At 60.4% G+C, this 11,241-nt stretch carries 11 protein-coding genes and 1 riboswitch; of the genes, 6 read left to right on the top strand and 5 right to left on the bottom strand.

The features are described 5' to 3' along the window. The 3 genes from RY831_RS25290 to asd form a co-directional block, all read left to right on the top strand. A partial coding sequence (locus RY831_RS25290; RefSeq protein WP_326509149.1) for a porin occupies positions 1 to 305 on the top strand: 305 nt, incomplete at its 5' end. Between the two features lie 306 nt (positions 306 to 611). Continuing rightward, complete coding sequence (locus RY831_RS25285; RefSeq protein WP_326509148.1) at positions 612 to 1,868, top strand: M20/M25/M40 family metallo-hydrolase; 1,257 nt, start codon at positions 612 to 614, stop codon at positions 1,866 to 1,868. Positions 1,869 to 2,942: 1,074 nt separating this feature from the next. Then, positions 2,943 to 3,812, top strand: coding sequence for an archaetidylserine decarboxylase (asd, locus tag RY831_RS25280; protein ID WP_326509147.1), 870 nt, complete (start codon positions 2,943 to 2,945; stop codon positions 3,810 to 3,812). A gap of 59 nt (positions 3,813 to 3,871) precedes the next feature. On the opposite strand, the gene RY831_RS25275 is transcribed toward asd, so the two are convergent. The 4 genes from RY831_RS25275 to RY831_RS25260 form a co-directional block, all read right to left on the bottom strand. Continuing rightward, on the bottom strand, positions 3,872 to 4,372 hold the full coding sequence (locus RY831_RS25275; protein WP_326509152.1) for a hypothetical protein: 501 nt from the start codon (positions 4,370 to 4,372) through the stop codon (positions 3,872 to 3,874). A gap of 200 nt (positions 4,373 to 4,572) precedes the next feature. Beyond that, a complete protein-coding gene (locus tag RY831_RS25270) occupies positions 4,573 to 4,779 on the bottom strand; it encodes a cold-shock protein (protein WP_326509151.1) in 207 nt (68 codons plus the stop codon). A gap of 363 nt (positions 4,780 to 5,142) precedes the next feature. Further along, on the bottom strand, positions 5,143 to 6,858 hold the full coding sequence (locus tag RY831_RS25265) for a methyl-accepting chemotaxis protein (protein ID WP_326509146.1): 1,716 nt from the start codon (positions 6,856 to 6,858) through the stop codon (positions 5,143 to 5,145). Positions 6,859 to 7,210: 352 nt separating this feature from the next. Further along, positions 7,211 to 8,089 (bottom strand): LysR family transcriptional regulator, encoded by an 879-nt coding sequence (locus tag RY831_RS25260; protein WP_326509145.1) that lies wholly within the window; start codon positions 8,087 to 8,089, stop codon positions 7,211 to 7,213. A 158-nt stretch (positions 8,090 to 8,247) separates the two neighbouring features. Here RY831_RS25260 and RY831_RS25255 point away from each other — a divergent pair, with 158 nt between their 5' ends. Both RY831_RS25255 and wrbA read left to right on the top strand, forming a co-directional pair. Beyond that, complete coding sequence (locus tag RY831_RS25255) at positions 8,248 to 9,045, top strand: dioxygenase family protein (RefSeq protein WP_326509144.1); 798 nt, start codon at positions 8,248 to 8,250, stop codon at positions 9,043 to 9,045. 137 nt (positions 9,046 to 9,182) lie between these two features. Further along, positions 9,183 to 9,782: an NAD(P)H:quinone oxidoreductase gene (wrbA, locus tag RY831_RS25250; protein ID WP_326509143.1), complete on the top strand. Its 600-nt coding sequence runs from the start codon at positions 9,183 to 9,185 to the stop codon at positions 9,780 to 9,782. A 441-nt stretch (positions 9,783 to 10,223) separates the two neighbouring features. On the opposite strand, the gene RY831_RS25245 is transcribed toward wrbA, so the two are convergent. Then, positions 10,224 to 10,400, bottom strand: a complete 177-nt coding sequence (locus RY831_RS25245; RefSeq protein ID WP_326509142.1) for a hypothetical protein — start codon at positions 10,398 to 10,400, stop codon at positions 10,224 to 10,226. A gap of 1 nt (position 10,401) precedes the next feature. Beyond that, positions 10,402 to 10,582, top strand: a riboswitch (yybP-ykoY riboswitch). Positions 10,583 to 10,593: 11 nt separating this feature from the next. Here RY831_RS25245 and RY831_RS25240 point away from each other — a divergent pair. Continuing rightward, positions 10,594 to 11,169 carry a TMEM165/GDT1 family protein gene (locus tag RY831_RS25240; protein WP_326509141.1) on the top strand — a complete coding sequence of 192 codons (576 nt, stop codon included), beginning with the start codon at positions 10,594 to 10,596 and terminating at the stop codon, positions 11,167 to 11,169. The last annotated feature ends 72 nt before the right edge of the window (positions 11,170 to 11,241 follow it).

Genomic DNA, 11,241 nt, shown 5'->3' with positions numbered 1-11,241 from the left:
GCAAGGGCGAGACCGCGCTCGGCGTGACCAACCTCGACCGCGACGACGCCATGCTCGGCGTGAGCGCCCCGATCGGCGCCGGCACCATCCTGGCGTCCTACATCCGCCGCAACGACGACATCGGCGGCGGCACGCGCGATGCCGACCAGTGGGCAATCGGCTACACCCACGCGCTGTCCAAGCGCACCAACCTGTACACCTCGTATGCCCGCATCAAGAACGATGCGGCTGCGACCGTGGGCAGCCCGGCTGCAGCAGGCCTGGATCCGTCGATCTTCAACGTCGGCGTGCGTCACCGCTTCTGATCGCCGTCATCAGGCGAACCGGGAATGGGCCTTGCGGCTTGCCGCAAGGACGGCAAGCGCTGCCCCGCCTTTTGGCGGGCAGCGCTTTTTTCTTGCTTAGCTTGAGCAGTCAAGGCCTGAAAAGACTGCATGAATAACGGCATGGAAAGCTGGCGGGAACGATACGGAATGCAACCCGTGTCTGCGCGGACGGAAGTTGCTCGCGGCTTCGATCCGCGTTGTTCATCTTCTGATGCACGTCGGCCGCCTTTGTCATGGGCATCCTATAATCTTGCCTCATAAGGATACCTATAGCGAGGAGACTCCATGCACAGCCGATCATGCGGCCGTTTTCAGGCCACGGTAAGGCACCTATGGCTATTCCTGCCCATGCTGCTGGGTTTCGCGGCGCCGGCGGCGGCGGAACCGGACCTGAGGCTGCTTGAAGCGGCGCGCAGGGAACAGCCTGCTCTTATTGCCAGCCTGCAGGACATGGTACAGATCGAGTCGCCCAGTTCCGACGCCGCCGGGCTTGTCCGCATGGCCGACTATACGGAAAGGCGCCTGCGTCAGCTCGGCGCCAGCGTGGAGCGGCGCAAGGGCACCCAGGGGCCGGGCGATATTGTGATCGGCACGTTCCATGGCACTGGCACCAAACGCCTGATGCTGATCGCGCACATGGATACCGTCTACCCGGTCGGCACGCTCAAGACCCAGCCTTACCGCATAGACGGCAATCGCATCTACGGACCCGGCATCGCCGACGACAAGGGCGGCATCAGCGTCGCGCTGCATGCACTGAAAATCATGAAGGACATGAAGCTGCAGGATTACGCCCGGCTGACCGTGCTTTTCAATGCGGATGAAGAAACCGGTTCGCGCGGTTCGGGCATGCTGATCGCCGCGCTGGCCGGCGAGCATGACATCGTGCTTTCCTGCGAACCCACGCCCGATGTGCCTGAAGGCGTCCTGCTCAGTGCGGCAGGCACTGCCACCGTGACGATGCAGGTGCAAGGCCGAGCATCTCATGCGGGCGCGGCGCCGCAAAGGGGACGCAATGCGCTGGTCGAACTTTCGCACCAGATCCTGCAGACCGAGGATATCGCTCGTTCGGTACCCGGCACCCAGCTCAATTGGACCATTGCCGGGGCCGGCATCGTACGCAACCAGATTCCGGAGCAGGCCCATGCCATGGCCGACATGCGGCTCACCGCGCCGGACGGCATCGAGCGGATGCAGGCGGCCTTGCAGGAGAGGGTAAAGCAGCGCAGGGTGCCGGATACCGAGACCACCATTCGCATCGAGCGCGGACGCCCGCCGTACGTCGCCACGCCAGCGGCGCAGGAACTCGCCCGCAAGGCCGAAGCCATCTATGCGGAAATCGATCGCAAGCTGACCTTGATTCCCGCGACTGGAGGTGCGACCGATGCCGGCTTTGCCAACCTCACCGGCAGGGCCGCCGTTTTGGAAAGCCTGGGCCTCGCCGGCGCCGGCTACCACGCCAGGGACGAGTACATCGTCATCGACTCCATTGTGCCGCGTCTGTACCTGCTGATCCGGCTGCTGCAGGAAGCGGCGCGTTGAACGCGCCGGCGTGGAGCGATGCTTGTTTCATGGTGTCCTGCTGTCAGGAAGATGAAATCTTGTCGCCAAAGACCCCGTGCCGAAGGTACTTGGACGCGCCAAAGTAGGCTGCTGCCGCGCATGCTCCGCCGGCCATGGCGACAGGTATCGCGGCCACATTGATGAATGGAAAAAGTCCGACCATTGCGACTCCGGCGGTGAGTCCGATAGTGGCATATGCCATGGTATCGACGACATACCAAACGGCTTTGGCCGAAGGCATAAATCCTCGTAACGCATTGTGCGCCGTCTTCGAAGCCTTGGGGGCCTGCGTTGACTGGTTTTGATTCCGCCCAAGCGGCGTAGCTTTCGCGTCCGCGCGACGATCGGAGCGTGCCGAATCGCTCGGTAGAGATGCGCGATGGAATTGGTTTGGACGCCCTGTCGTCCGCTGATGCTGCGTTCGATTGCCAAACAAGGAGGGCCAGTACGAAGGTCGATTGCCTTCATGATGGCTCGCGGCGATGGACTCCCGCTCGTCGTCGGGATGGCTTCGGCTTCGTGCACTGCCAGCGATGCTGCTTCTACCGCTATGGCTTCTGGCGGTTCTAAAGCTGTCATTGCCTGTCCGACTTCCGACGGATTCGCGCCTGAAGCCGGGCCGCAAAAATATCTGCTGAGCGCTCGGGCCACTTCGGCTGGGATGGGGAAGTGACGGAATGTGCTGCCGATGCACAGCCTCCGAAACGGCCGGTGTGCGGCTCCCAGATGGCAGCGGAGGTGCTGGCTCGGAAAATGGGGCCAGGGAAGCGCCGGAGCGTGTTGGAGTGACAGGTGCCATGGAAAGTGTTTCCTGAATGGTTGAATCGGAAAATGCATGGCGCTTCTCAACCGCTGGCACAAGGTCGTTTTATAGTAAACGGCCTTGCCCCGCAGGCGGCCATGCAGACAGACGTTGGTAAGTGGCAAAAGCCTCGGCTCGGGTTCCATTAAGCAAATGAAAAATTGCAGCCATGCCTCAATGGCAATATTCGTAAGCAACGCCGGACACCGGTACAATCACGTTCATTTCCATGACCAAACACTGAACCCAACGTGCGCAACCGACTCGCTGTTCTGCATCAGTATCTTCTGCCCAAGCAGGCGCTCACTGTCCTCGCCGGCAAGATTGCCGGAGCTCGCGCAGGCGGGCTGACCACCGCACTGATCCGCGGCTTCGTGAATTTCTACGGCGTCAACATGCAGGAAGCGGTGAACCCCGACATTCGCAGCTACGCCACCTTCAACGAATTTTTCACGCGGCCGCTGCGCGAGGGTGCGCGGCCTTTCGCAGCCACCGATTTCCTGTGCCCGGTCGACGGCGCCGTCAGCCAGTTCGGCCGCATCCATAAGGACAGGATATTCCAGGCCAAGGGACATGATTACTCGACGCTGGCGCTGGTCGGCGGCGACAGCAAGCTTGCGGCGCAGTTCGAGGATGGCGATTTCTGCACGCTCTATCTGAGCCCCAAGGATTACCACCGCATCCACATGCCTTGCGGCGGCCGTCTCACGCGCATGATTTACGTGCCTGGCGATCTGTTCTCGGTCAATCCGACCACGGCGCGCGGCGTGCCCAACCTGTTTGCGCGCAATGAGCGGGTGGTGTGCGTATTCGAAGGAAAGGATGGGCCGTTCGTGCTGGCGCTGGTGGGGGCAACCATTGTCGGCAGCATGGCCACGGTCTGGCACGGCGTAGTCAATCCGCCTCGCCACCCCGATATCCGCGAATGGCACTATGAGAACCAGGACATCCGCTTTGAACGCGGCCAGGAGATGGGGCGCTTCCTGCTGGGATCGACAGTCGTGATGCTGTTTCCGAAGAATGCCGTCGAGTTCAATCCCGACTGGTTTCCGGAGCGCCTCGTGCAGGTGTGTGAAGCCATGGGCGTGCGGCCGGCTGGCAGCGCAGAATCTGCGCATTGATCCCCGAATGGCGGACGTGCCGCCAGCGCGTGACTTTAACTTGCCAGCGCAGTACGGCGCTATCTCGGCTTGCGGTAGCCGCTTTCTATCCAGGCTTCGGCACTGGCGCGCGTAAGCTTGAAAGTCGGCGCCACCCGAACTTCGGCAATGGCGTCGCCGAATTCGTCGGTTGCGCTCAACATGGCGTAGGGGTCGTCTTCGTCCGGGACGATATCGAGCACGACATTGATGGTGCCCGAATCGGTCGTGACTGCAATGCTCTTGTGCAGCAAGGCGTGCAATTGCTGTTCATGCCGGCGCAGGACTTCCGACGCCGTCTTGACTAGCGTATTGAAGGCGCCCGTATCGAGCGGTTTCGGGTTCTTCTTGTCGCGGCCCATGGTCCAGGGGCCGACGAGAGCCGGTTCGGCTTCGCCATCCTTGATCATTTCAACCGCCCAGCCGTCGTCATCCTCGTTCTTGATCACGCGCGCGGTCCATCCGTCATCGCGCCACAAGCGGGCCTCATGGATAGGCGCCGACGAATCGGACTCGTTATTGGGTTCAGGAATGTCGTTCATGTCGCTACCGCAGCGGATAAAGAAGGGAAGGGACGTCATGATAGTCCAACGCGACGTCCTGCGCTGAGGCCCGCGGTTCCGGGCCGCGGCATGGGGCATGACTGAGGAATGGGATTATCTGCAGCCGGCGCAACCCTGCGTGATCGAAACCGACCGGTTGCGCGGTGCTTGGGGAACTGGTCTGGCCCAGCTCCGGACAATCAATGCGCGGCGACGATATTCGACGCCTGCTTGCCCTTGGGGCCTTGGGTCACTTCGAATGTCACCTGCTGACCTTCCTTCAGCGTCTTGAATCCGGACGAATTGATTGCCGAAAAGTGCGCGAATAAATCCTCGCCGCCCTGATCCGGGGTGATGAAGCCAAAGCCTTTAGCGTCGTTGAACCACTTGACAGTACCGGTTGCCATAAAAAATACCTCGTGCATGTGCATTGTGAAGTGCCTGGGCGCTGTATGGGTTTGGTTATGCTGCCCCGGCGGTTTATCGAGCAAGTCCTGCGATGTCTCCTCCTCGACGAAGCAAAGTGTAGCGAAGCAACGAGAACCGTGCGGGCTTACATTGTTGATTGAAATCAATAGTAGGTGGTATGTATGGAGCCTGACAGTAACCGCGCAACGAGGCCGGTCCAGTCTCCGGGGAAGGCTGGCAAAAGAAAAGGGGCCGCTCAAGTGCGGCCCCTGCAACCAGCGTCTGGTCTGTCCGCAGGCACTGGTACTGCCTTCTCGCCAGTTCCGCTGGTTGAAGGCTTTAATCGATATTCGAATTACGCATCAAAACTCTTCCCAGCCATCGGCTGCCGAGATCTTCGGTGCCGGCGCTTTCGCCCTTACCGGTGCCGTGGATCGTGTAACCACCGCCGAACCCGTGGCCGGCTTGGCAACCGGTGCTGCCGCGTGAACAGCGAGGCCAGGACGAGTCGCGGGCGTCGATGCCGCAGCGTGCATGCCGTCCAGCTTGAACACGCCGACCGCGTGCGCCAGGCCGCCGGCCTGCTCGCGCATCGATTCGGCCGCTGCCGCAGCCTCTTCGACCAGCGCCGCATTCTGCTGCGTCACCTGGTCCATCTGGCTGACTGCCTGGTTGATCTGGTCGAGGCCCGCAGTCTGCTCCTGCGTGGCGGCGGTGATTTCGCCCATGATGTCGGTCACGCGCTGGATGCTCTGCACGATCTCGTCCATCGTCGAACCGGCCTGGCCGACCAGGCGGCTGCCGGCGTCGACCTTCTGTACCGAGTCGTCGATCAGGAGCTTGATTTCCTTGGCCGCCGCCGCCGAACGCTGAGCCAGGCTGCGCACTTCCGATGCGACGACGGCAAAGCCGCGGCCCTGCTCGCCGGCGCGCGCGGCTTCCACCGCTGCATTCAGTGCCAGGATATTGGTCTGGAAGGCGATACCGTCGATGACGCTGATGATGTCGGAAATCTTCTTCGACGATTCATTGATCGAACCCATGGTTTCCACCACCTGCGATACCACCGTGCCGCCGCGGTTGGCCACTTCGGATGCCGATTGCGCCAGCTGGTCGGCCTGGCGCGCATTGTCGGCGTTCTGGCGAACCGTGGAGGTGAGTTCTTCCAGCGACGAGGCGGTTTCCTCGAGGGAGCTGGCCTGCTGCTCGGTACGCGCCGACAAATCCTGGTTGCCGGCGGCGATCTCGGTGGACGCATTGCCGATGGTCTCGGTGCTGGTGCGCACCTGGCTGACAATCTGCACCAGGCTGTCGTTCATGTTCTTCAGGGCGCGCATGAGCTGACCGGTTTCATCATTCGACCTTACATCGATCTTTTGCGTCAGGTCGCCATCGGCGACGCTGGCTGCCACCTTCACCGCGACGTTCAAGGGCCTGGTAATCGCCTGTACCAGCCACCAGCCGACCAGTGCGGCAAGAACGACGCCGAACAGGATACCGGCGATGCAGGAATTGCGTACCCATTGATAGATTGTCTGCGAGTGCTCGTATTCGGCCTTGGCAATATCAAGCTGCAGCTTGATGAGGTGGTCAATCTTGTCGCGCATCGGCGTAAACAGCTTGCTCATCGGACCGTGCAGGGCGGCCACGCCGGATTGCGTATCCAGCACCTGCAGGGAATCGGTCGCGGCCTTCAGCCCTTCGGCCATATAGACCTTTCGGGCGGCAGCGAATTCGTCCGCCGCCTTTTTCTCTTCCGGCGTCAGTTTGGTCCTCATGTAGGCTTCCCACTCCTTCTCCACCAGCTTGCTGCGCTCGCCGATTTCCTTGAGTGCCTGCTCCACGCCGCTTTGCTCGCCGGTGAGCGCCTTGGCGACCGCCGAATTGTCTTCGTTGATGTAACGGATGATGCGGTCAAGCTGGCCAAGGGTTACCAGGCGGTCGTCGTAAATCGAGCGCATGGAACTATTGGCATTGCTCAGGCTGGCAATGCCGATGACGCCGCCAATGATCAATTGCAGGGAAAGAAATGCAATGACGCCGATAAGCCGTGTCTTGATCGTGAGGTTCTTGAACATGAAGCGCCTTATGTGTGAAAGGTTTTCAAGGAATGCGACGGTAGGCCGGGTGGCGGCATCCATCCTGCTGCAAGGGTGAAGAAAGTGTTGCGGATTGATTCGGACTCATCCACGCTGCCGACGATGTGGGATCCGACATCCGAAACGGAAATCTCGATCGGGCAATTGACTGCCTGGCCCGGAACGCCTTTGCTGCAGGAGCCCGTGGCGCATTGGCTCTGATGGCATTATCCCAAAACAGGCTGTTGGTTGCTACTTGGAAATGCAGTAGTGACCTGCTGTTGTTCCTCCGTCACAATTTTTTACATTTATATTCGGGCTGCGCGAGAGCGGTCGTTCCAGGCGACTCCGCTCACGGCGGCGGGATGTCCGCCAGCCGGGCTGCAAGAAAGTCGACGAAACTGCGCACCTTGGCGGAGAGATGCTTGCGGCTGGAATAGACGGCATAGATACCCATCTCGCCCGACTGGTAATCCTCGAGAATCTGCTTCAGGCGGCCTGCTCTGAGATCGTCGCCGACAATGAAGCGAGGCTGGAAGATCAGGCCGGCGCCGCTGACCGCAGCCAGGCGCAGCATGTCGCCGTTATCCGCCCTGATCGGTCCGTTGCAGCGCACGTTGACCGTGCCGTCCGGCCCTTCGAGCCGCCACTCGTCGCCGCCCTGTCCCAGGGAATAACCGAGGCAGGCATGCGCCGCCAGTTCGCCGGGAGTGCGCGGAACACCATGTCGCTCCAGATAGGACGGCGCACCGCAGACGATGATGCGCTCTTCGCCCAGCTTGCGTGCGATGAGACCTGGTTCGAGTGTCATGCCGATGCGTATCGCCAGGTCGAAGCCTTCATCCACGAGATCGACCTTGCGGTCGCTCAGTGCGATGTCGAGCTTGACCTGGGGATAGGCATGCACATACTCGGCGATAACGGCGCCAAGGCGATGTTGTCCGAATGACAATGGCATCGCAATCTTCAGCACGCCGCGCGGTGCCGCCGCCATGTAGCCGGCCACCTGTTCCGCTTCACTCAGGTCGGCGATGATCTGGACACTGCGTTCATAGAAAACGGTTCCGGTTTCCGTGAGGCTGAGGCGGCGCGTGGTGCGGTTGAGCAACCGGGTGCCCAAGTGATCTTCGAGCGCGGACACATGCTTGGATGTCATAGCCCGAGACATATTCAAGCGCTCCGCAGCCGAGGCAAAGCTGCCGGCATCCACCACTGCCGTGAAGGTTTTCATACTTGAAAGAATATCCATACCGCATTGTCAATCATTAAGAAACAATCTGGCAAGCAGATAGGTATTTATCTACCCGATAAAGTTAAATATAGTGAAACCCGATCACGCCTCGCCGACGCAAGGCGATGAAGAACCGTTGAGCTACCTGGAGAGATCACATGACGTCATTGCCAGCCCTGTTTATCTCGCACGGCTCTCCGATGCTTGCGATACAGGACAGCCCGGCGCGTCGTTTTCTTCTCGGACTGGGAAAATCGCTGCCGCGGCCCGAAGCGATCGTCGTGTTTTCCGCCCATTGGGAAGCGTTGGGCGGCCCTGCGGTCAGCTTTGCCGAGCGGCCGGAGACCATTCACGATTTCGGCGGTTTTCCAGCTGCGCTGTTCGAAATCGACTATCCGGCACCCGGTGCGCCGCAGCTCGCCGGCAAGCTTGCCGGCCTGCTCGAGCAGGCCGGCCATGCGGTCAAGCGTAGTCCTGCACGCGGCCTCGATCACGGCGCCTGGGTACCGCTGCGGCTGATGTATCCGGAGGCCGATATCCCGGTGCTCCAGGTTTCCATTCTGCGCGGCGGCACGCCGGCGGAGCATGAGAGGCTGGGCAGCGCATTGTCCGAATTGCGCCGGGACGGCGTGCTAGTGATCGGTTCCGGTTCGCTGACGCATAACCTCCATGAATTTCGCGGCCAGGGCATCGACGCGCCGGTGCAGGCGTGGGCCGGCGAGTTCGCAGCCTGGATGCATGAGCGATTGAACGGGCAGATGAACGAGGAACGGCGCGCGGCTCTGCTCGATTACCGGAGCAGGGCGCCGCATGCGGCGCGCAACCATCCTACCGATGAGCATTTGCTGCCCATGTTCGCGGCATTGGGTGCCGCCGGCACTGAGGCGCGCGGCGAACGCCTTCATGGCAGCGTTGAGTACGGCGTGCTGGCCATGGATGTGTACGCGTTCTACTGAGTTCGTAGCACGGCGCCGGACGAATTTTGCAATTCCTGTAATCTCTACGTGCTGAACGCCTTGCTTGCATGCAGTGCAATTGGCAATTCAACAAGAAATAGATCAACAAACCCACTCACCCGTTACGGAGGTTTACCATGTCAAAAGTGCTTGTCCTGTATTACTCGACCTATGGCCATATCGAAACGCTCGCCAACGCCGTTGCCGAAGGTGCGCGCAGAACCGGCGCCAGTGTCGATATCAAGCGCGTGCCGGAAACCGTGCCGCAGGACATCGCCAAGAATGCGCATTTCAAGCTTGACCAGGCTGCACCGGTCGCGACCGTCGCTGAACTGGCCAACTACGATGCCATCGTCATCGGTGCGCCGACCCGCTTCGGACGGATGCCGTCGCAGATGGCAAGCTTTCTCGACCAGGCGGGCGGGCTATGGGCAAAGGGCGCATTGAACGGCAAGGTCGGCGGCGCATTCACTTCCACTGCGACTCAGCACGGCGGACAGGAAACCACGCTGTTCTCCATCATCACCAACCTGCTGCATTTCGGCATGACCGTGGTCGGCCTGCCGTACAGCCACCAAGGCCAGATGACGCTGGACGAAATCGTCGGCGGCAGCCCTTACGGCGCAAGCACCATTGCCGGCGGCCAGGGCCAGCGCCAGCCTTCCCAGATCGAATTGGAAGGCGCTCGCCACCAGGGCGAGCTGATCGCCAAGACAGCCAACAAGCTGTTCGATTAAGCTGGCGGGCAACGCAGAAAAGTCTTTAAATCATGCGGCCGCCGTNGAGCTGATCGCCAAGACAGCCAACAAGCTGTTCGATTAAGCTGGCGGGCAACGCAGAAAAGTCTTTAAATCATGCGGCCGCCGTTGCATCCGCCGGCGGCCCGCTGCAGATCGTTACCGAGATGCTGTCGAAGACAGCATGAAAATCGCCGCACCTGCGCTTGAGCGCAGGTGCGGCGACACAGGGAAAATGACGGCAACACTCGCATGGCACGCCGCCACTCCTGCCGCCTCGTCATTCAGGACAATAGCGTTTGTGCTACGGCAAGCATGCCGCCGACATTAATCACCAAGCCCACCGCAAATTTCACGCTGCGCAGTGCATGCCATTTTGTAGCGTCATCGGGTTTGCCTCGCATAAAGACCTCCGTTCTCCCGGCAATGTGACACCATTCATTAAGGCTTAGTCACTTTGTCGGCGATGAAATTCATGTTATTTCCGCATTGTCGGAATAGCCATTTAAATTTTTCAATCGGCCCTTTAGCCGCGTCTTCGATGAAATCTTTTTCTTTCCTATTTAGCATCCGCAGGCGATCAACTCCATAGACACCAGCAATGTTGTCGAGTATCATGCGCACCGTCATTGGGGAGTAGCCTCCCTTCAGCAATGCAATAAGTTGAAGGGGCTTGCGTCAACACACTTGGTCAGCAGACCATGGCGCAAGCGGTTCCAGCACTTGGCAAGACCTTTGACCATATGCCTTCCATTGGCTGGACGGGCGTGTGGTCAATGGTTCATGTCCGGCCAGGGAACAATAACATTACATGGAAGCATTCCTCGTCTCCACCGGCATCGTCGCACTCGCAGAAATCGGCGACAAGACCCAGCTCCTTGCATTCATCCTTGCTGCAAAATTCCGCAGGCCTGTGCCCATTATTCTCGGCATCCTTGTGGCCACGCTGGTCAATCACGGATTTGCCGGCGCTCTCGGTGCGTGGATCACTTCGGTGCTGGCGCCTGAAACGTTGCGCTGGGTGCTCGGCATTTCCTTCCTTGCCATGGCGGCGTGGACACTGATTCCAGACAAGTTCGATGAGGCGGATGCGCAGCTTGCCAAGTCCAGCGTGTTTGTCGCGACGCTGGTTGCGTTCTTCCTGGCCGAGATGGGTGACAAGACGCAGGTGGCAACAGTGGCGCTGGCCGCGCAATACAATGCCCTGCTAGGTGTGGTTGCCGGTACCACCCTGGGCATGATGCTGGCCAATGTTCCCGCCGTACTCATGGGGGACCGCATCGCCGACCGCATGCCGGTACGCCTGGTGCATGGCATCGCCGCGGCGATCTTTGCGGTGCTTGGCATCGCAACGCTGCTGGGTGCAGGCAAGAGCATCGGATTCTGAGCGGGCTGGACCCGGGTAAAGTCAACGAGAAGGAAGCAGCATGCACCATACTCCGCCGAACCATTCACGCCA

Origin of the sequence: Noviherbaspirillum album, from assembly GCF_035916955.1 — a bacterium.
In the GTDB taxonomy this organism is placed as follows: Bacteria; Pseudomonadota; Gammaproteobacteria; order Burkholderiales; family Burkholderiaceae_D; genus Noviherbaspirillum; species Noviherbaspirillum album.
The sequence above is the reverse complement of the archived record's forward strand: the minus strand, read 5'-3'. Positions and strand labels throughout refer to the sequence as shown.

Coding starts and splice junctions, on each gene's coding strand:
- RY831_RS25255 (WP_326509144.1), top strand. CDS start 8,248: ATGACGTCATTGCCAGCCCTGTTTATCTCGCACGGCTCTCCGATGCTT.
- RY831_RS25260 (WP_326509145.1), bottom strand. CDS start 8,089: ATGAAAACCTTCACGGCAGTGGTGGATGCCGGCAGCTTTGCCTCGGCT.
- RY831_RS25285 (WP_326509148.1), top strand. CDS start 612: ATGCACAGCCGATCATGCGGCCGTTTTCAGGCCACGGTAAGGCACCTA.
- RY831_RS25240 (WP_326509141.1), top strand. CDS start 10,594: ATGGAAGCATTCCTCGTCTCCACCGGCATCGTCGCACTCGCAGAAATC.
- RY831_RS25270 (WP_326509151.1), bottom strand. CDS start 4,779: ATGGCAACCGGTACTGTCAAGTGGTTCAACGACGCTAAAGGCTTTGGC.
- RY831_RS25265 (WP_326509146.1), bottom strand. CDS start 6,858: ATGTTCAAGAACCTCACGATCAAGACACGGCTTATCGGCGTCATTGCA.
- RY831_RS25275 (WP_326509152.1), bottom strand. CDS start 4,372: ATGAACGACATTCCTGAACCCAATAACGAGTCCGATTCGTCGGCGCCT.
- RY831_RS25245 (WP_326509142.1), bottom strand. CDS start 10,400: ATGATACTCGACAACATTGCTGGTGTCTATGGAGTTGATCGCCTGCGG.
- wrbA (WP_326509143.1), top strand. CDS start 9,183: ATGTCAAAAGTGCTTGTCCTGTATTACTCGACCTATGGCCATATCGAA.